Annotated in this window: 18 protein-coding genes; 11 read left to right on the top strand and 7 right to left on the bottom strand. The window is 72.4% G+C overall.

Annotated elements, in window-relative coordinates; translation table 11 throughout:
* Nucleotides 1-41: 41 nt before the first annotated feature.
* Both AC6JBM_RS49160 and AC6JBM_RS49165 read left to right on the top strand, forming a co-directional pair.
* A complete protein-coding gene (locus AC6JBM_RS49160) occupies nt 42-353 on the top strand; it encodes a MoaD family protein (RefSeq protein ID WP_433080282.1) in 312 nt (103 codons plus the stop codon).
* Between the two features lie 4 nt (nt 354-357).
* Entirely contained in the window at nt 358-1,308 is a 951-nt protein-coding gene (locus AC6JBM_RS49165) for a PLP-dependent cysteine synthase family protein (RefSeq protein WP_350615982.1), read from the top strand.
* Between the two features lies 1 nt (nt 1,309).
* On the opposite strand, the gene AC6JBM_RS49170 is transcribed toward AC6JBM_RS49165, so the two are convergent.
* A complete protein-coding gene (locus tag AC6JBM_RS49170; protein WP_497980440.1) occupies nt 1,310-1,636 on the bottom strand; it encodes a hypothetical protein in 327 nt (108 codons plus the stop codon).
* A gap of 285 nt (nt 1,637-1,921) precedes the next feature.
* On the opposite strand from AC6JBM_RS49170, the gene AC6JBM_RS49175 reads away from it, so the two are divergent.
* The 6 genes from AC6JBM_RS49175 to rdgB all read left to right on the top strand — a co-directional run bounded on the left by AC6JBM_RS49175 (nt 1,922) and on the right by rdgB (nt 7,153).
* A complete protein-coding gene (locus AC6JBM_RS49175) occupies nt 1,922-2,674 on the top strand; it encodes an MBL fold metallo-hydrolase (RefSeq protein ID WP_497980441.1) in 753 nt (250 codons plus the stop codon).
* Nucleotides 2,675-2,741: 67 nt separating this feature from the next.
* The gene (locus tag AC6JBM_RS49180; RefSeq protein WP_497980442.1) at nt 2,742-3,890 is read left to right on the top strand and encodes a glycosyltransferase family 4 protein; all 1,149 of its coding nucleotides are present in this window, start codon (nt 2,742-2,744) and stop codon (nt 3,888-3,890) included.
* Nucleotides 3,887-5,002 carry a glycosyltransferase gene (locus tag AC6JBM_RS49185; RefSeq protein WP_497980443.1) on the top strand — a complete coding sequence of 372 codons (1,116 nt, stop codon included), beginning with the start codon at nt 3,887-3,889 and terminating at the stop codon, nt 5,000-5,002. The genes AC6JBM_RS49180 and AC6JBM_RS49185 overlap by 4 nt, the downstream gene beginning before the upstream one ends.
* Nucleotides 4,999-5,808, top strand: coding sequence for an SGNH/GDSL hydrolase family protein (locus AC6JBM_RS49190; RefSeq protein WP_497980444.1), 810 nt, complete (start codon nt 4,999-5,001; stop codon nt 5,806-5,808). Before AC6JBM_RS49185 ends, AC6JBM_RS49190 begins: the two co-directional genes overlap by 4 nt.
* A 23-nt stretch (nt 5,809-5,831) precedes the next feature.
* Nucleotides 5,832-6,560 carry a ribonuclease PH gene (gene rph, locus AC6JBM_RS49195; RefSeq protein WP_497980445.1) on the top strand — a complete coding sequence of 243 codons (729 nt, stop codon included), beginning with the start codon at nt 5,832-5,834 and terminating at the stop codon, nt 6,558-6,560.
* On the top strand, nt 6,557-7,153 hold the full coding sequence (gene rdgB / locus AC6JBM_RS49200) for an RdgB/HAM1 family non-canonical purine NTP pyrophosphatase (RefSeq protein ID WP_497980446.1): 597 nt from the start codon (nt 6,557-6,559) through the stop codon (nt 7,151-7,153). The genes rph and rdgB overlap by 4 nt, the downstream gene beginning before the upstream one ends.
* A 100-nt stretch (nt 7,154-7,253) precedes the next feature.
* On the opposite strand, the gene hutH is transcribed toward rdgB, so the two are convergent.
* The 6 genes from hutH to AC6JBM_RS49230 are packed head-to-tail and all read right to left on the bottom strand — an operon-like array spanning nt 7,254 to nt 15,067.
* On the bottom strand, nt 7,254-8,774 hold the full coding sequence (gene hutH, locus AC6JBM_RS49205) for a histidine ammonia-lyase (RefSeq protein ID WP_497980447.1): 1,521 nt from the start codon (nt 8,772-8,774) through the stop codon (nt 7,254-7,256).
* Nucleotides 8,771-9,940 carry an imidazolonepropionase gene (hutI, locus tag AC6JBM_RS49210; protein ID WP_497980448.1) on the bottom strand — a complete coding sequence of 390 codons (1,170 nt, stop codon included), beginning with the start codon at nt 9,938-9,940 and terminating at the stop codon, nt 8,771-8,773. The genes hutH and hutI overlap by 4 nt, the downstream gene beginning before the upstream one ends.
* Nucleotides 9,937-11,310: a formimidoylglutamate deiminase gene (locus AC6JBM_RS49215; protein WP_497986708.1), complete on the bottom strand. Its 1,374-nt coding sequence runs from the start codon at nt 11,308-11,310 to the stop codon at nt 9,937-9,939. The genes hutI and AC6JBM_RS49215 overlap by 4 nt, the downstream gene beginning before the upstream one ends.
* The gene (locus tag AC6JBM_RS49220) at nt 11,307-12,512 is read right to left on the bottom strand and encodes an allantoate amidohydrolase (protein ID WP_497986709.1); all 1,206 of its coding nucleotides are present in this window, start codon (nt 12,510-12,512) and stop codon (nt 11,307-11,309) included. The genes AC6JBM_RS49215 and AC6JBM_RS49220 overlap by 4 nt, the downstream gene beginning before the upstream one ends.
* Complete coding sequence (hutU, locus tag AC6JBM_RS49225; protein WP_497986710.1) at nt 12,512-14,194, bottom strand: urocanate hydratase; 1,683 nt, start codon at nt 14,192-14,194, stop codon at nt 12,512-12,514. Before hutU ends, AC6JBM_RS49220 begins: the two co-directional genes overlap by 1 nt.
* Nucleotides 14,195-14,203: 9 nt before the next feature.
* Nucleotides 14,204-15,067, bottom strand: coding sequence for a MurR/RpiR family transcriptional regulator (locus AC6JBM_RS49230; RefSeq protein ID WP_497980449.1), 864 nt, complete (start codon nt 15,065-15,067; stop codon nt 14,204-14,206).
* Nucleotides 15,068-15,162: 95 nt separating this feature from the next.
* On the opposite strand from AC6JBM_RS49230, the gene AC6JBM_RS49235 reads away from it, so the two are divergent.
* The 3 genes from AC6JBM_RS49235 to AC6JBM_RS49245 all read left to right on the top strand — a co-directional run bounded on the left by AC6JBM_RS49235 (nt 15,163) and on the right by AC6JBM_RS49245 (nt 18,645).
* On the top strand, nt 15,163-15,963 hold the full coding sequence (locus tag AC6JBM_RS49235) for an MOSC domain-containing protein (protein ID WP_497980450.1): 801 nt from the start codon (nt 15,163-15,165) through the stop codon (nt 15,961-15,963).
* A gap of 134 nt (nt 15,964-16,097) precedes the next feature.
* The gene (locus tag AC6JBM_RS49240) at nt 16,098-16,829 is read left to right on the top strand and encodes an HAD family hydrolase (protein ID WP_497980451.1); all 732 of its coding nucleotides are present in this window, start codon (nt 16,098-16,100) and stop codon (nt 16,827-16,829) included.
* 253 nt (nt 16,830-17,082) lie between these two features.
* Nucleotides 17,083-18,645, top strand: a complete 1,563-nt coding sequence (locus AC6JBM_RS49245) for a circularly permuted type 2 ATP-grasp protein (RefSeq protein ID WP_497980452.1) — start codon at nt 17,083-17,085, stop codon at nt 18,643-18,645.
* The last annotated feature ends 4 nt before the right edge of the window (nt 18,646-18,649 follow it).

Below are 18,649 nucleotides of genomic sequence, written 5' to 3' on the forward strand. Positions count from 1 at the left end.
TCTGACCCGTTTCGTCCCGTCGTCTTCAGAGGAGAACACCAATGGCCATCGAAGTTCGCATTCCCACCATCCTGCGTAGCTACACCGGCGGCGCCAAGACCGTCGAGGGCTCCGGGGACACCGTCGCCGACCTGCTCACCGACCTCGACTCCCGGCACGCCGGGCTCAAGGACCGGCTGATCACGGGCGAGGGCGGCCTGCACCGGTTCGTCAACGTCTACATCAACGACGAGGACGTCCGGTTCCTCGGCGCGCTCGACGCGAAGCTCAACGACGGCGACTCCGTGACGATCCTGCCCGCGGTCGCGGGTGGCGCGTTCGCGTTCGCCGCCGCCCACGCCCTGCGGGGCTGATCGCGTGACGCGCTACGAGTCCCTGCTCGACGCGTGTGGCAACACGCCGCTCGTCGGACTGCCTCGGCTCTCGCCGAGCGCCGACGTGCGGCTCTGGGCCAAGCTCGAGGATCGCAACCCGACGGGAAGCGTCAAGGACCGCGTGGCGCTGTGGATGGTGAAGGCGGCCGAGGAGTCCGGCCGCCTCCGCCCGGGTGACACGATCATCGAGCCGACCAGCGGCAACACCGGCATCGCGCTGGCGATGGTGGCGAAGCTGCGCGGCTACCGGCTCGTGTGCGTGATGCCCGAGAACGTCTCCGCCGAGCGCACCTCCCTGCTGCGGATGTACGGTGCGGAGATCATCACCTCGCCGGCGGCGGGCGGCTCCAACCGCGCCGTCGCCGTGGCGAAGGAGATCGCGGCCGAGCACCCGGACTGGGTGATGCTGTACCAGTACGGCAACGAGGCCAACGCGCGCGCCCACTACGAGTCGACCGGCCCGGAGATCCTGCGCGACCTGCCGACCATCACCCACTTCGTGGCGGGGCTGGGCACCACCGGCACGCTCATGGGGGTCGGGCGCTACCTGCGCGAGAAGGTCGAGGACATCGAGATCATCGCGGCCGAGCCCCGCTACGGGGAGCTCGTCTACGGCCTGCGCAACCTCGACGAGGGCTACGTGCCGGAGTTGTACGACGCGAAGGTGCTGACCCGCCGCTTCTCCGTCGGGACCCAGGACTCCGTGCTGCGCACCCGGCAGCTGGTCGAGGTCGAGGGCATGTTCGTGGGCTTCTCCACCGGTGCCGTGCTGCACGCCGCGCTCGCCGTCGCACACCAGGCGCTCAAGGCCGGCAAGCGGGCCGATGTCGTGTTCCTCGTGGCCGACGGCGGGTTCAAGTACCTGTCGACCGGCGCCTACGGGGGCACGCTCGCGGAGGCCGAAAACGCCCTCGAAGGGCAGCTCTGGGCCTGAGCTACAGGCCCGTCACGATCCAGCCGAGCAGCAGGCTCACCGACGCGGCGCCGAGCAGCGCGTAGGGGAGCCTGCGCCGGTGCACGCTCGCGAACGCCGCGATCGTGCACGCCAGGCCCAGCAGGCCGATGGTGATGACGACGGGGCCGTACCAGACGCGGTACTGCCCGATGAGCCCCACGAAGGCCCGCAGCGCCACCGCCATGCCCCCGAGCCCGAGCGCGGCCGCCCAGGCGCACACCGCGGCGATCTGGCGGTTGTCCGGGCGCGGGTCGGCCTCCGTGGGCAGGCGGAACGCGTCCGGCAGGTGCCGGCGCAGTCGCTTCACACGGGACACGTCAACCGACACGGTGCCTCCTCTGTTGCCGCCTCACTGCGTGCAACGACCGAGGTAGTTGAGCGTGACGCGACCCCTGTCACGTTGGCGACATCCGCCCCCCGATCTTTCGGCCTGGGCAGCCAGTCCGGCGTAGGCTGCGCAGCGTGAGCGGGCCAAGCCGTGCCCTACAGCCGCGGGTTCGTGGATTGGATCTATCCTCACCCTTACCGTTCCTATCCACATGCGATCCACAGTTCGTTCGAAGACGGGAGACGGCGGGTTGAGGGCAGCATCATGAGGCTCACGGTTCTCGGCTGCGCCGGCAGCTTCCCGGGGCCTGAGGCGCCCTGCTCCGCCTACCTGGTCGAGGCGGACGGCTTCCGCCTGCTGATCGACTTCGGCCCGGGTTCGATGTCGGCGCTGCAGCGCTACGGCAGCCTCTACGCCGTCGACGCGATCCTGCTGTCGCACCTGCACTGTGACCACATGCTCGACGCCTGCTCCTACATCGTGGCCCGCCGCTACGCCCCGGCCGGACCGTTCCCGCCCCTGCCCGTCTACGCGCCCGTGAACGCCCCCGAGCGGATCACGGCGGCCTACGGCGGCGAGAACGAGCCGATGTCCATCGGCGACGTGTACACCTTCTACGCCCTGCAGCCGGGCAGCTTCCCGATCGGGCCGTTCGGGGTGACCGTGGACCGGGTCAACCACCCCATCGAGACCTACGGCGTGCGCCTCGAGCACGACGGCAAGGTGCTCGCGTACTCGGCCGACACCGCCCCCTGCGAGGCCCTGATCCGCCTGGCCCAGGGCGCCGACGTGTTCCTGTGCGAGGCGAGCTACCTCGACGGCGTGGACAACCCGCCCGATCTGCACCTGACCGGCCGGGAGGCGGCCGAGCACGCCACCAAGGCGGGCGTCGGCCGACTGCTGCTCACCCACCTGGTCCCGGCCTGGGGGAGCGAGGCGCTCACGCACGAGGCGGCATCGAGCGCCTTCTCTGGCCCGATCGATATCGTGCGGCCTGGCGCGCGGTACGACATTTAGGGACCCGTTCGCCGTCTGGCCAACAAATCGTGGCCGCATGCATGGACGCCGCCCTCATGGTCATGGCATGCGGATCGCGATCGTCACCGAATCGTTCCCGCCCGATGTGAACGGCGTCGCCCACTCCGTCGTCCGGGTCGCCGAGCACCTCGTAGCGCGTGGCCACGAGCCGCTCGTGATCGCTCCTCAGCCGTCGTCCGCGGCGCGCTCGGTCACCGGCTCCTTCCCGTACCAGATCATCCGCGTGCCCTCCGTGGCCACGCCGGGCTATGGGAGCTTCCGCCTGGGGCTGCCCAGCCGCCGCCTGGCCGCAGCGCTGAGGGCGCATCGCACCGACCTCGTGCACCTGGCCAGCCCGTTCGTGCTCGGCGCCCGAGGCATGACGGTCGCCGCCTCGCTGGGCCTGCCCACGGTGGCCGTGTACCAGACGGACGTGCCCGCCTACGCCCGCCTGTACTACCGCTCGAACCTCGGCGAGTCGGCCGCCTGGCGCTGGCTGCGGCACATCCACAACGCCGCCGACCGGACCCTCGCGCCGTCGACCGCCGCCGCCACGGCCCTGCACGGCCACGGCATCGAGCGCGTCTGGCTCTGGCGCCGCGGCGTCGACGCGGCCCGTTTCGACCCCGGGCACCGCTCCGCGGCCCTGCGCCGCGCGGTCGCCGCCGAGGGGCAGGTGATCGTCGGCTACGTCGGCCGGCTCGCCGTCGAGAAGCGCGTCGACCTCCTCGCGCCGGTCAGCCGCATCCCCGGCGTCCGCGTGGTCGTGGTCGGCGACGGCCCGGCCCGCGCGACCCTCGAGCGGGCCATGCCGGACGCGGTGTTCCTCGGCGAGCGCCGCGGCGACCAGCTGGCCCGGATCTTCGCCAGCCTCGACCTGTTCGTGCACACCGGGCCGTTCGAGACCTTCGGCCAGACCATCCAGGAGGCCCTCGCCAGCGGCGTGCCCGTGGTCGCGCCGGCCCAGGGCGGCCCGCTGGACCTCGTCGACGACGGCCGCACCGGCCTGCTCGTGCCGCCCGGCGACGCGCCCTCGCTCGTCTCGGCGGTGACCGAGCTCGTCCAGGACCACGAGCGGCGCCTCGCCATGGGCGTGGCCGCGCGCGTGGCGGTGGCGTCGCGCACGTGGGCCGCGGTCGGCGACGAGCTCATCAGGCACTACGCCGACGTGCACGCCGGTGGTGTCGCCGCACGCTCGGTGCCGATCCCGGCATGAGCTCGAGGATCGTGCGGCTGGCGAACTTCGTCATGCCGCGCTCCGGTGGGCTGCGCACGGCGCTGCAGGCCCTCGGCGAGGGGTACCTGGCGGCCGGCCACGAGCCCATCCTCATCGTGCCCGGCGCCGAGCGCTCCGACGTGATGACCTCACAGGGCCGCGTGATCACGATCCCCGGCCCCGTGGTGCCCGGTACCGGCGGGTACCGCGTCCTGATCAACCGCCGCAAGCTCGCGAAGCTGCTCGAGGACCTGGCGCCCGACCGGCTCGAGGTCTCCGACCGCTTCACGCTGCGCTGGACCGGCCGCTGGGCCCGCGAGCGCGGCATTCCCGCCGTGATGGTGTCGCACGAGAGCCTCGCCGGGCTGCTGACGTTCGCCGGCCCGCTCGGCAATCCCTGGGCGGACCTGCTCAACGCGCGCAGCTTCCGCTCGTACGACCGCATCGTGTGCACGACGGGCTGGGCGGCCGGCGAGTTCCGCCGCATCGGGGCCGAGAACCTCGCCCAGGTGCCCCTCGGCGTCGACCTCGACCTGTTCAACCCGTCCCGCTACGACGACTCGCTGCGCGCCCGCTACGCCGAGCCGCACCAGGTCCTGCTCGTGCACTGCGGCCGGCTCTCCTCCGAGAAGCGCCCCGAGCGCTCCGTCGACGCCTTGGTGGCGCTGCGGAAGCGGGGGGTCGACGCGGTACTGGTGGTCGCCGGTGACGGCCCCCTGCGCGCCCGCCTGCAGGAGCAGGCCCGCGGGCATGAGGTGCACTTCATGGAGTTCGTGACCGAGCGCACCACGGTCGCGTCCCTCCTCGCGACCGCCGACGTCGTCATCGCGCCCGGCCCCATCGAGACGTTCGGGCTCGCGGCCCTGGAGGCGCTCGCGTGCGGCACGCCCGCGGTGGTCGACGCGGCGTCCGCGCTGCCCGAGGTGATCGGCGACGCCGGCGTCGCCGTCGCGCACGACTTTGCTTCCGGTGTACTGCAGGTGCTCGAACGACCCGCCGCCGCCCGCCGCGCCGAGGCACGCGCCCGGGCGGAGCAGTTCTCCTGGCCGGCCGCGGCCGCCGGCTTCCTGGCGGTGCACCACTCGCTGGTTCTGTCGGGGGTGGCTTCGTGACCGTTTTCGCAGCTCTTGGAGATTCGACCACGGCCGGCTTCGGTGACCGGGTCAAGGGCCGGTGGCGCGGCTGGGCACCGATCTTCGCGTCGGCGCTCGGCGTGCGGCTGCACAACTTCTCACTCAGCGGCGCCCGGGCCGCCGACCTGGAGCGCGACCAGCTCCCGCGCGCGCTCGCCGTCCGCCCGGCCCTCGCGGCCGTGCTCATCGGCACCAACGACACCCTGCGCGACCCGTTCGACGGGGCCCGGTTCGCCGGGCACCTCGAGCGCACCGTCGCCCCGCTGCGCGAGTCCGGCGCCGAGGTGCTCACCATCCGGCTGCCCGACCCGGGCCGCATGTTCGGCCTCCCCGGCCCGCTGGCCCGCCCGCTGGCCCGCCGCATGGCCGAGATCAATGAGGCGGCCGACCGGGTCGCCGCGCGGTACGACACCATCCACTTCGACGCGGCCGGCAACCCGGACTCGTACGAGCGGGACATGTGGAGCGTCGACCGGCTTCACCCGAGCGAGCGCGGGCACCGCTTCCTGGCCTGCTCGTACTTCGACCTCCTCGAACAGCGCGGTGTCGTCAAGACCCTGCTGGCCGACGGCCTGGCCCCGTCCCGCCCGTCGCCGGAGCCGACCAACCGCCCGCCGAGCGTCCTGGCCCAGGCCCTGTGGATGTCGACGGCCGGCACGCGATGGGTGATCCGCCGCTCGACCGACCTCCTGCCGGGCCTGGCCCGCCTGGCCTGGGCCGAGTGGCGCCACGGTTCCCCGGCCGCGGACCTGGACCTGGACCCGGTCCCCGGCAAGGTCGCCTGATCGGCTTGTCTAGGGTGGTTCCTATGGCCCGACCCGATGGACGCGTCCCAGACCAACTTCGACCTGTATCGATCACCCGCCAGTGGAGCATGCACCCGGAGGGGTCCGTACTCATCGAGTTCGGCGGCACCCGCGTGCTGTGCACCGCCAGCGTCACCGAGGGCGTGCCACGCTGGCGCAAGGGCTCCGGCCTGGGCTGGCTGACCGCCGAATACGCGATGCTCCCGCGCGCCACCACCACCCGCAGCGACCGGGAGAGCGTGAAGGGCAAGATCGGCGGCCGCACCCACGAGATCTCCCGCCTGATCGGCCGCAGCCTGCGCGCCTGCATCGACCTCAAGGCCCTGGGCGAGAACTCGATCGTCCTGGACTGCGACGTCCTGCAGGCCGACGGCGGCACCCGCACGGCGGCGATCACCGGCGCCTACGTGGCCCTCCACGACGCCGTCTCCTGGCTGGCGGGCCAGCGCAAGCTCGCCGGCAAGCCCGCGGACGTCCTGCACCGCTCGGTCGCCGCCGTCAGCGTCGGCATCATCGCCGGCCAGCCCCGCCTGGACCTCTGCTACGAGGAGGACGTGGTGGCGGACGTGGACATGAACGTGGTGTGCACCGGCGCCGGCGAGTTCGTCGAGGTCCAGGGCACCGGCGAGCAGGGCATCTTCACCCGGGCAGAGCTGGACACCCTCGTGGACCTGGGCGCCCGCGGCTGCGCCGACCTGACCGCCCTCCAGCAGAAGGCCCTCGCCGGATGAACCTCCTCTTGGCGACCCGCAACAAGAAGAAGCTGATCGAGCTGCGCCGGGTCATGGAGGCCGCGGCCCTGAGCATCGACCTGCTCGGCCTGGACGACGTCGACAGCTACCCCGAGGCCCCCGAGACCGGCCTCACCTTCGAGGACAACGCCCTCCTGAAGGCCCGCGAGGCCGTCCAGTACACCGGCCTGCCCAGCATCGCCGACGACTCGGGCCTGGCCGTGGACGCGCTCAACGGCATGCCGGGCGTCTTCTCGGCCCGCTGGTCGGGCCTGCCGAGCGGCGCCCCCGACCGCGACGGCGCGAACCTCCGTCTGGTCCTCGCGCAGGTCGGCGACGTCCCCGACGAGCACCTCGGCGCCGCCTTCGTGTGCGCCGCGGCCCTCGTCTACCCGGACGGCCGCGAACAGGTCTTCCGCGGCGAGATGCGAGGCCACCTGATCAGGGCCCCTCGCGGCGACGGCGGCTTCGGCTACGACCCGATCTTCGTGGCCGACGGCTACACGAAGACGACCGCCGAGCTGACCCCGGAGGAGAAGGACGCCATCAGCCACCGCGGCAAGGCGTTCCGGGCCCTGGCCGCAGCTCTGTAACACCGCGGATCTCACGGTACTGCCAGACGGCGGCCGGCCCAGGCCGGGTTTTTCTCGGTCCCTGCTCCGGCCGCCGCTCTGGCCCTTGTCCGTGCTCTCGTCAGGCGAGCGGCCCCGCCACCCCCTCGATCTCCTTGCGCAGCTCCCGCGACCAAACCAGCCCGCGCGCCGCCTCCATCACCGGCGCGAGGAACACATCCGGCCCCGGCCCGCCCGCGAACCGCTCCACCAGCGCCACCGCGCGCGCCCCGGCCGGCGAGGGCCGCAGCGGCGCCCGCAGCTGGATGCCGCGCACCGCCGAGATCAACTCGACCGCCAGGATGCTGCACAGGTTGTCCAGAACGGTCCGCAGCTTCCGCGTCGCCGCCCACCCCATCGACACGTGGTCCTCCTGCATGCCCGAGGTCGGCAGCGAGTCCACGCTCGCGGGCGAAGCGAGCCGCCGGTTCTCCGCGACGATCCCCGCCGCCGTGTACTGCGCGATCATCAGCCCCGAATTCACCCCCGCATCCGGGGTCAGGAACGGCGGCAACTCCCGCGACCGGGTGACGTCGAGCAGCCGGTCCACCCGCCGCTCCGCGATCGCCCCGACCTCGGCCGCCGCGATCGCGAGGAAGTCCGCGGCGAACCCGAGCGGCGCCCCGTGGAAGTTCCCCGTCGACTCGACGCGCCCGTCGGTGAGCACCACCGGGTTGTCCACGATCGAGCGCAGCTCCCGCCCCGCGACCGTCGCCGCGAACTCGAGCGTGTCCCGCGCCGCCCCGGCCACCTGCGGCGCGCACCGCATCGAATACGCGTCCTGCACCGCGTGCACCAGGTCGTCCCGATGCGAGTCCATGATCGGCGAGCCCTGCAGAAGCCGGTGGATGTTCGCTGCCGAGGCCGCCTGCCCCGGGTGCGGCCGGATCGTGTGCAGCTCCGGCATGAACGGCCGGTCGGAGCCGAGCATCGCCTCGATCGACAGCGCCGCGGTGATGTCCGCCATCGTGAACAGGTGCCGCGAGTCCTCGATGGCCATGATCAGCATGCCGAGCATGCCGTCGGTGCCGTTGATGAGCGCCAGCCCCTCCTTCGAGGACAGCGCGATCGGCGACACTCCGGCGTCGAGCGCGCTGATCCGGGTGCCGTCCTTCGCCAGCACCCACCCCTCGCCGATCAGCACCAGCGCGCAGTGGGCCAGCGGCGCGAGGTCCCCGGATGCACCGAGCGACCCGTGCTCGGGCACCCACGGCGTGATGTCCGCGTTGAGCAGTTCCACGAGCGCCTGCGCGACCTCGGGCCGCACCCCGGAGCGCCCCATCGCCAGGGAGCGGATCCGCAGCAGGATCATCGCTCGTACGACCTCCCGCTGCACCGGCGCCCCGACGCCCGCCGCGTGCGAGCGGATCAGCGCGTGCTGCAGCTCTGCCCGGCGCTCGGGTGCGATGAACGTGTTGGCGAGCGCCCCGAACCCGGTCGACACCCCGTACACCGGGCGCCCGTCCCGCTCGATCGCGTCCACGATGGACCGGCTCGCGCGCATGGCGTCGAGCGCGTCCGGCGCGAGGGTCACCCGCGCGTTGCCCCGGGCGACCGCGATCAGGTCGTCGGGGGTGATGCCAGAGGCGGTGATGGTGATCAAACCAGCTCCCCATTGAGCACGACGTTGGTGGTCAGCGGCACCCCGGGCCGGTAGGCCAGGTGCACGTACGAGGGGGCGTCCAGCACGACGAGGTCGCCGCGCGCCCCGTACGTCAGCCGCCCGATGTCTTCCCGGCGCAGCGCCGCCGCCCCGCCCCGCGTCGCCGCGAGCACGGCCTCGGCCGGCGTCATCGCCATCTCCCGCACCGCGAGCGCGATGCAGAACGGCATCGACGTGGTGTACGACGACCCGGGATTGCAATCCGTCGCCAGCGCGACCGTCGCCCCCGCGTCGAGCAGTGCCCGGGCCGGCGGATACGGCGACCGCGTCGAGAACTCCGCCCCCGGCAGCAGCGTCGCGACCGTGCTCGACCCGGCGAGCGCCGCGATGTCCGCCGCGGTCAGGTGCGTGCAGTGATCCGCCGACGCCGCGTTCAGCTCCACCGCCAGCCGCACCCCGGGCCCCTCCGACAGCTGGTTCGCGTGCACCCGCACGCCCATCCCCGCGTCGGCGCCGACGGTCAGGATGGCCCGCGAGTGATCCGCGTCGAACGCACCCCGCTCGCAGAACACGTCGATCCACCGAGCCCCGGCCCCGTGCGCCGCGGTGAGCATCGGCCCGCAGACGAGGCTCACGTAGTCGTCCGCCCGGCCCGCGTACTCCGCCGGCACCACATGCGCCCCGAGGAACGTCGTCTCGGTGCTGAACTCCCGCGCGATCCGCAGTGACCGGGCCTCATCGGCCACGCTCAGCCCATACCCGGACTTGATCTCCATCGTCGTCGTGCCCTGCCGCAGCGCCTCATGCCGCAACCGCGCCACGTTCGCCCGCAACTGCTCGTCATCGGCGGCCCGGGTCGCCCCGACCGTCGTGCGAATCCCGCCGCCCGTATACGGCTGCCCCGCCATCCGCGCCGCGAACTCCGCCGCCCGATCGCCCCCGAACACCAGGTGTGAGTGGCTGTCGACGAACCCGGGCAGCACCGCCGCCCCGTTCGCGTCGAGCCGCATGTCGGCCGCCGGCGCGTCCCCGGCCCGCCCGATCCACTCGACCCGCCGGCCGTCGATGACGAGCGCGGCATCGCGGCGGATCCCCAGCGGTCCCTCACCCCAGTTCGAGTCGCCCGTGACGAGCTCCCCGATGTTGGTGACCAGCAGCGACCTCATCGCGCCGCCGCCCCGACGCGGCTGCTGTCAGCGGTCTCACTCGCACCGGCCGAGATCTTTCCGAGCGCCCCCTGCAGCGCCGCCCCCACGTCCGGAACCGCGACGTGCACTCCGTCGCGCACGACGACCCGCCCGTCGACGACCACGTGCCGCACGTCCGCCGCCGTGGCCACGAACCCGATCGCCGCCGGATCGCAGCCCGCCGTCCGCGGCGAGTCGAGCGCCACGGTGACCAGGTCCGCCCGGCCGCCGACCGCAATGGTGCCGGCGTGCGACCAGCCGAGCGCCGCGTGCCCGGCGGCCGTGGCCGCGCTCATCAGCTCGGCGCCCGTGAAGTGCCCGCGATGCTCGGTGTGGAGCCGCTCGTGCATCTCGACCCCGCGCGCCTCCTCGAACAGATCGATCACCGCGTGGCTGTCGCTGCCCAGGCTGAGCGGGCTGCCCGCGTCGACCAGCGCCCGCGCGTGCCCGATGCCGTCGGCGAGATCCCGCTCGGTCGTCGGGCAGAAGCACACCCCGGTGCCGCTGTCGCCGAGCTCGGTCCGGTCCGTGTCCGTCAGGTGCGTGGCGTGCACGGCCGTCACCCGCCCGCCGAGCAGCCCGCGATCGGCGAGCAGCTCCGTCGGCGTCCGGCCGTGAACCGCGAGGCAGGCCTCGTTCTCCGCGCGCTGCTCCGAGAGGTGCACGTGCGTCGGCAGGCCGTCGGTGCGCGCCACGAACGCCGTCAGCACCTCCGCCGGCACGGCCCGCACGCTGTGCGCCGCCGCCCCGATCCGCGCGTGGGGCCGGGGCCGGAGCCGATCCAGCCGGTTCGACCAGGCGTCGATCGACCCATCACCAAACCGGAGCTGTACCCCCTCAAGCGCCCGCCCATCGACCCCCGCCGTCAGATACAGCGTGTCGAGCAGCGTGATCCTGATCCCCGCATCGGCCGCCGCGGCGATGAGCGCCTCGCCCATCGCGTTGGGGTCCGCATACCTGACCCCGCCCGGCCCGTGGTGCAGATAGTGGAACTCGCCGACGCAGGTGATCCCGGCCCGTGCCATCTCGGCGTACACCGCCACCGCCAGCGCGTGATACGAGTCCGGGTCGAGCGCGCTCGCCACCGCGTACATCTGCTCGCGCCAGGTCCAGAATGTGCCCCGCCCCCGCTGCGTCCGGCCCCGCAGCGCCCGGTGGAACGCGTGGGAGTGCGCGTTGGCCAGGCCCGGCAGCGTCAGCCCCGGCAGCCGCATCGCCCCGGCGGCCTCGGGCGCGTCGACCGGCGTCCGCGGCCGAACCACGACGAACCGGCCGCCCGCGATCTCGACCACCACGTCGTCGGCGACGCCGGACGGCAGCCAGGCGTGTTCGCAGTGGTACCGCATCACTGACATAGCCGGGCCAAAAGATCGGTGAGCTTCTCCACCCCGGCGGCGCAGTCGGCATCGCGGGCCGATTCCTGCGGCGCGTGCGAGATGCCCGTCGGGTTCCTCACGAACAACATCGCCGTGTCGACGTGGGCGGACAACACGCCCGCGTCGTGCCCGGCACCGGTCGGCAGCACGGGCGCCTGAAGCTCGAGGGCGGCGAGCTTGCTGACGTCCCCCGTGAACCCGACCTCGCCGGTGACCGACTCCGCGGCCATCGTGACGTGCGTGCCGTCGAGCCGGGCCCGCCTCTCCGCTCGCTGGTGAATGGCCTCGACGAGCTTCTGCAGCGTCTCGCCGTCGGCGGCCCGGGCGTCGAGCCACGCGGAGGCGCGGGCCGCGATGGCGTTGGTGGCGTTCGGCGCGACCTCGACCCGCCCGACGGTCGCGTGCGCGCCGTGGGTCCGGGCGGCCTCGTCGGTCGCCAGCACCGTGTAGGCGAGCGTGAGCATCGGGTCGTGCCGGTCCGACATGCGGGTCGTGCCGGCGTGGTTGCCCTCGCCGGTGAACTCGAAGCGATACCGCCCGTGCGGCCAGATCGCGCTCGCAACCCCGACCGGGGCGTCGAGGTGGTCGAGGGCTCGCCCCTGCTCGACGTGGAGCTCGACGAACGCCCCGATGCGCGCCAGACGTTCCGGATCGGGCCCGAGCCGATCCGGGTCGAGCCCGGCCCGCCCGATCGCGTCCGCGAGCCAGGTGCCCTCCTGGTCCCGCAGCCGCAGTGCCTTCGCGGGATCGAATGCGCCGGTCATCAGCCGCGAGCCGAGGCACGGCACCCCGAACCGGGCGCCCTCCTCCTCGGTGAATACCACGACCGCCACCGGCCGCGCCGGCTTCACGCCTCGCTCGCGGAGCCGGTCGATGGCGAGCAGCCCCGACACGACGCCCAACGGCCCGTCGTAGGCGCCCCCGTGCGGGACGGAGTCGAGATGGCTGCCGGTGACGACCGCGCCCTCCTGGTCCGGCTCGCCCCACCAGGCCCACAGGTTGCCGTTGCGGTCGATTTCGACCTCGAGGTCGCGGTCCAGCGCCTCCTCGACGAACCACTCGCGGCAGACCAGATCGGTGTCGGTCCACGAATGCCGGACGTACCCACCGTCCTCGCCGACCCGGCCGATCGGGCTCAGCGATCCCCACAGCGCGGCGAACCGGTCGGCGCTCATCATGCCCGCTCACCGGCCTCTCCGCCGTCGGCCGCCGTCTCCCGCATCGGCACCCGTAGCCCGTTCGACTCGGCGACCTCGGCCGCGTCGTCGTACCCGGCGTCCACGTGCCGCAGCACGCCCATCGCGGGGTCGTTGCTGAGCACCCGTGCCAGCTTCTGTGCCGCGAGCTCGGTGCCGTCGGCGACCGAGACCTGCCCGGCGTGGATGGAGCGGCCGATCCCGACGCCGCCGCCGTGGTGGATCGACACCCAGGAGGCGCCCGAGGCCGTGTTCACCAGCGCGTTGAGCAGCGGCCAGTCCGCGATCGCGTCGGAACCGTCGCGCATCGCCTCGGTCTCCCGGTACGGAGAGGCGACGGAGCCGGTGTCGAGGTGGTCGCGCCCGATGACGATCGGGGCCTCCAACGTGCCGTCGGCGACCATCTCGTTGAACCGGAGCCCGGCCCGGTCGCGTTCGCCTTGGCCGAGCCAGCAGATGCGAGCCGGCAGGCCCTGGAACGCGACCCGCTCCTGCGCCATCTTGATCCAGCGGTGCAGCGAGGCGTTCTCCGGGAAGAGGTCGAGGATCGCCCGGTCGGTGGCGGCGATGTCGGCGGGGTTGCCCGACAGTGCGGCCCAGCGGAAGGGGCCCTTGCCCTGGCAGAAGAGCGGCCGGATGTACGCCGGGACGAACCCCGGAAACGCGAACGCCCGATCGAACCCGCCCAGTTGCGCCTCGCCCCGGATCGAGTTGCCGTAGTCGAACACCTCGGCGCCGCGGTCGAGGAATCCGACCATCGCCTCCACGTGCCGCGCCATCGAGTGGCGGGCGCGCTCGGTGAACTCCTCGGGCTTCTTGGCCGCGTAGTCGGCCGCGTCCTCGGGATCGATGCCGCTCGGGATGTAGGACAGCGGGTCGTGCGCCGAGGTCTGGTCGGTCACGATGTCGACCGGGACGCCCATCCGCAGCAGTTCGGGAAGCAGCAGCGCGGCGTTGCCCACGATCCCGACGGAGAGCGGCTTGCGCGCGATCTGGGCCTCGGCGGCGGCTCGGACCCCGGCCTCCAGCGAGTCGGCGATGACGTCGAGGTAGCGGGTGGCGACCCGGCGTTCGAGCCGGCTGCGGTCGACGTCGATGATCAGGCAGACGCCGCCGTTCATGGTGACCGCGAGCGGCTGGGCACCGCCCATCCCGCCGCACCCCGCGGTGACCGTGAGCGTGCCGGCCAGCGTCCCGCCGAACCGCTTCTCCGCCACCGCCGCGAACGTCTCGTAGGTGCCCTGCAGGATGCCTTGCGTGCCGATGTAGATCCACGACCCGGCGGTCATCTGCCCGTACATCGTGAGGCCGAGCGCCTCCAGCCGCCGGAACTCCGGCCAGTTGGCCCAGTCGCCGACGAGGTTGGAGTTGGCGATCAGGACCCGCGGCGCCCACTCGTGCGTCTGCAGCACCCCGATGGGCCGGCCGGACTGCACCAGCATCGTCTCGTCGGGCGCCAGCGTCGTCAGCGTGCGGACCAGCGCTCGGTAGGACGGCCAGTCCCGCGCGGCCTTGCCCGTGCCGCCGTAGACCACCAGATCCTGGGGGCGTTCCGCGACGTCAGGATCGAGGTTGTTCATGAGCATGCGCAGGGCGGCTTCCTGTTGCCATCCTCGCGCCGTCAACTGGGTGCCCCGAGGGGCACGGATTGCTTCCATGATTCTCCTCGGTTAGGGCAGGAATACCTGACGAGTGGCGGCGGAGCGCTCGAACGCCTCGAGCCGCTCCTGGGTTTCGGCCGGTGCGGAGTCGCACATCGCCTGGAGCAGGATCGTCACCATCGCCATCGGCGCGGTGTGCATGTCGAAGACCAGGCGGGAGCCCACCGGCGCGGTGAGCACCACGTCCGACTCGGCGGCCGCCGGACTGACCGGTGAGTCGGTCACGGTGACGACACGAAGCCCTGCGGCCCGCGCTTCCCGGAGCGCGTCGACCGCCTCGCGCGGATATCGGGGCAGCACAAACGCCAGCATCGCAACTGCACCGGCCGCGCGCGCCTGTTCCAGACGATCCGCGAGCAGGCTGCCTTGCTCCTGGACAAACCGTACATCCGGATGGACCTTGGCCGCGAAGTAGGCGAAGGCTCCCGCGAGCGCCGCGGCTGCCCGCAAGCCGAGGACCGGCAGTGGCCGGCTCGCCATCAGTAGCTGCCCCGCCTCGGTCAGCGGCCCGGGGTCCTTGAGCATGGCAGAGAGCTGCTGCAGGTTGGCGATCTCGTCGCCGAGCGCCTGCTCGAACTGGCTGGCCGGCACGGACTCGTCGGCGTCGTCCACTGTGGATGAACCGTGCCGGTAGCCGTCGATCGTCACGCGAAGCTGGTCGCGGAGTGCGGGATAGCCCTCGAACCCCAGCGCCGTTGCGAACCGGGTCACCGACGGCTGACTCACGCCCGCGAGGGTCGCCAGGTCGCCGCTGGAGAGATAGCCGGCCTGCCCGGCGTGCTCGACCAGGATGCGCGCGATGCGCCGCTGGACGGGCGTGAGGCGCTGTCCATCGAAGAGGTCGAGTATCCGCTGGCGCGGGGTGGAAGTCATGGGGTCAATGTAAGTCGACTTTCAGGCTTGCGTCAAGTGCATGGGATCATTCAGAATGTTGGCGGGAAGGGGGACGGCCATGCGAGTCTCTGAGCGTGCGGCTGAGCTACCTAGCGACCTATCCGATCAAGAGCTGCTACCGCGTCGAGGCGAAAAGCGCGGAAGTCGAGCCATGGGGCCTGGCCGGCGACCGCCGCTGGATCGTCGTCGACGAGGCGTCCAAGCTGATCACCCAGCGGGACTGGCCGCCGCTGGGTCGGGTCCGGCCGCGGTACGACGACCTGGGGCTGGTGCTCGAGGCGGAGGGGGCGGAGCCGCTCGGGGTGCCGTATCCGTCGGCCGAGACGTCAGACATCAAGCACTTCCACATGTGGATCGCCGCGACGTCCGCGGGGGACGTCGCGAACCGCTGGGTGTCGCAGGTGATCGGCCGGCCGGCCCGCCTGTTCCACCTCGACGATCCGACCCGGCGGATGGTCGACCCGGAGTACGGGATGCCGGAGGACCGGGTCAGCTTCGCGGACGGCTACCCGCTCCTGCTGGCCAACGAGGCCTCGCTGCGGGCGGTCAACGACTGGCTGGCCGAGGACGGGGACGAGCCCGTCGCGATGACGCGGTTCCGGCCCAACGTCGTCGTCTCCGGCGCCCCGGCCTGGGCGGAGGACGACTGGATCGGCCGCCGGGTCGTCATCGGCGAGGTCTCCTTCCGCGTGCCGAAGGCGTGCGAACGGTGCGTGCTGACCACCATCGACCCCGAGACGGGTGAGAAGGGGCGGCAGCCGCTGCGGGTGCTGGCCAAGCACCGGCGGTTCCCGAGTGGGCTGCTGTTCGCCGTCAACCTCATCCCGGACATGCGCGGGAGGATCGCGATCGGCGACGAGATCACGGTCGTCTGACAGCGCCGGGGCCGCACTGGCGATGAGGCACCCCGATGCGGTTCAGTGCATCAGGCGGCGCCTGCATGGGATTCGGACATTGACGACGAGAGCACGCCGGGCGGCGAGGCGAAAGTGGCATAACACGTCGCGGGGTGCTGCTGGCGGGACATGATCAAGGCGTGACGCCCGTGCGGGTGCGGCCCCATCTTGCCGAGATCCTCGATCGCACGCATCACGTCGTCGTGACGTTCAGCGTGCTCGGGAACCTGCTGCCCGAGCCGGAGACGGTGGCGCGGCAGGTCGGCGAGATGCTGCAGGAGACCGGGCATCGGATGTCGATCCTGGGCGGCACGAGTGACAACCCGTTCGAGGTGCTGGCCGAGGCGTACGAGGTGTCGGAGGAGGTGGGGCGCAGGGCCGAGCAGCTGATCCACGACGCAGAGGTCGACGCGGCGGACTGGGTGCCGGTGACCACGGGATCGGCCGAGTTGCTCGAGGCGTGCCGGGCGACGGGGCGGTCGGTTGCCGTGTACGCGCCGCACAGCGAGTCGGCGGTTGGGCGGTACCTGCACCGGCTGGGGCTGCGCGGGCTCGTCGGGCCGGCGCTGGGGCGGGGGTTCGCGATGCGGAACCCGGCGATCCGGACGATGGCCCCGGTGTTCGAGGCGATCGGGGTTCAGGCGCAGGACGCGGCGGTGGTGTGCGCGACGTTCTCGGCGATGTCTGCGACGCAGCGGGCGGGGGCGCATGCGATCGGGGTGGAGCGGATTCGGGAGCCGCGGAAGGTGCTGCACGGAGGGGAGGGGCGTAATGCGGTGGTGCGGTCGTTGATGGCGCTGGCTGAGGCGATGAACGGGGTCGGGTCGCCGCGGGGTCTGTCGTAGCGGCGCTCGGGGCCACCGGGTTCAGTGACCTTCGTCGAGGGGCGGCCAGCGTCGGCGGCTGGGGCGCGGCGGTTCGCGGCTGAGGGCTTGCGGTGCGCGGCGGGGGTGCGGGCCGAAGCCGGAGCCGGAGACGGAGACGCAGACAGGGCTTCAAGGCGCCCGTTGGGGCATTGAAGGACTGCTATCGATGCAAGATCAGTGGCCAAAACACACCGGTAATGTGAGCGAAATGGTTCGTGCCTAGGCTCCGTTCATGGCGGACATCTTCGATGAGTACTCGATGTCCGGGGCCATGTTCGAGGCGTGGGACGAGATGTTCGAACGCCCCGGGCAGCCGCGGTCGCCCTATCGGTCGTTGTTTGCTGCGCTGCAGCCGCTCGCGCCGGCTGACCTGCGGTTTCGGGCCGATCAGCTGGCTCGGGTGTTCACCGATCGCGGGGTCACGTTCGCCTACGCCGGGGAGGAGCGGCCGTTCCCGCTCGACCTCATTCCGCGCATCCTCGACGCGACCGAGTGGGATCTTCTCACCGCCGCGGTGCAGCAGCGGGTCAAGGCGCTCGAGGCCTTTCTCGCCGACATCTACGGGGCCGGGCGCGTGTTCGCCGACGGGGTCGTGCCGCGCAAGCTGATCACGACCAGTGCGCACTTTCATCGGCAGGCGTACGGCATCGAGCCGCCCAACGGCGTGCGGGTGCACATCAGCGGCGTCGACCTGGTGCGGGACGAGCAGGGGCATTTCCGGGTATTGGAGGACAATCTCCGGATTCCGTCCGGGGTGTCGTACGTGATCGAGAACCGGCGGGCGCTCACGCACACGATGCCGGCGCTGTTCGCCGATGCTCGGGTGCGGCCCGTCGACGACTATCCGGCCCGGCTCCTCGCGGCGTTGCGGGCCGCGGCGCCCGAAGGGGTCGACGATCCGACCGTCGTGGTGCTGACGCCGGGGGTCTACAACGCCGCCTACTTCGAGCATGCGCTGCTCGCTCGGCTCATGGGCGTCGAGCTCGTCGAGGGGCGCGACCTCGTGTGCAGCGGCAATCGAGTGCGGATGCGCACCACGCAGGGCGAGCGGCCGGTGCACGTCGTCTACCGGCGCGTCGACGACGACTTCATCGATCCGCTGCACTTCCGGCCGGACTCGGTGATCGGGTGCCCGGGGATCGTGAACGCGGCGCGGGCGGGGCAGGTCACGCTCGCCAACGCGGTGGGCAACGGGGTCGCCGACGACAAGCTGCTGTACACGTACGTGCCCGACCTGATCCGCTACTACCTCGCCGAGGAGCCGCTGATCGACAACGTGGAGACGTACCGGCTCGACGACCGCGACCCCGAGGTGCTCCACGACGTGCTCGGCCGGCTCGACCAGCTCGTGCTCAAGCCGGTCGACGGGGCCGGGGGCAAGGGGATCGTGATCGGGCCGCAGGCCTCCGAGGAGACCCTGGCCACGCTGCGGCGGGCGGTCGAGAAGGACCCGCGCGGCTGGATCGCGCAGCGGCCCGTCGCGCTGTCCACGTCGCCGACGCTGCTCGGGGACCGGGTCGCGCCGCGCCACATCGACCTGCGGCCGTTCGCGGTCAACGACGGCAACGAGATCTGGCTGCTGCCCGGCGGGCTGACCCGCGTCGCGCTGCCCGAGGGGGCGCTCGTGGTCAACTCCAGCCAGGGCGGCGGCTCCAAGGACACCTGGGTGCTGGCCCACCCGGGCGATCCGGCGCCGGCACCGCAGCCGCGGGTCGCCGCCGAGCCCCGCGACACCGGCGGGAGCCCGCGCGACAGCGGGCCCGCGGCCGCCCAGATGGCCGGACAGCAGCAGTAGGGAG

The organism is Dactylosporangium thailandense (assembly GCF_059739745.1).

Excerpts from the sequence above, each read along its gene's own strand:
- AC6JBM_RS49245 (WP_497980452.1), top strand. The coding sequence starts at position 17,083 with ATGGCGGACATCTTCGATGAGTACTCGATGTCCGGGGCCATGTTCGAG.
- AC6JBM_RS49220 (WP_497986709.1), bottom strand. The coding sequence starts at position 12,512 with ATGAGCGCCGACCGGTTCGCCGCGCTGTGGGGATCGCTGAGCCCGATC.
- AC6JBM_RS49230 (WP_497980449.1), bottom strand. The coding sequence starts at position 15,067 with ATGACTTCCACCCCGCGCCAGCGGATACTCGACCTCTTCGATGGACAG.
- rdgB (WP_497980446.1), top strand. The coding sequence starts at position 6,557 with ATGAACCTCCTCTTGGCGACCCGCAACAAGAAGAAGCTGATCGAGCTG.
- AC6JBM_RS49180 (WP_497980442.1), top strand. The coding sequence starts at position 2,742 with ATGCGGATCGCGATCGTCACCGAATCGTTCCCGCCCGATGTGAACGGC.
- AC6JBM_RS49175 (WP_497980441.1), top strand. The coding sequence starts at position 1,922 with ATGAGGCTCACGGTTCTCGGCTGCGCCGGCAGCTTCCCGGGGCCTGAG.
- rph (WP_497980445.1), top strand. The coding sequence starts at position 5,832 with ATGGCCCGACCCGATGGACGCGTCCCAGACCAACTTCGACCTGTATCG.
- hutI (WP_497980448.1), bottom strand. The coding sequence starts at position 9,940 with ATGAGGTCGCTGCTGGTCACCAACATCGGGGAGCTCGTCACGGGCGAC.
- AC6JBM_RS49185 (WP_497980443.1), top strand. The coding sequence starts at position 3,887 with ATGAGCTCGAGGATCGTGCGGCTGGCGAACTTCGTCATGCCGCGCTCC.
- AC6JBM_RS49160 (WP_433080282.1), top strand. The coding sequence starts at position 42 with ATGGCCATCGAAGTTCGCATTCCCACCATCCTGCGTAGCTACACCGGC.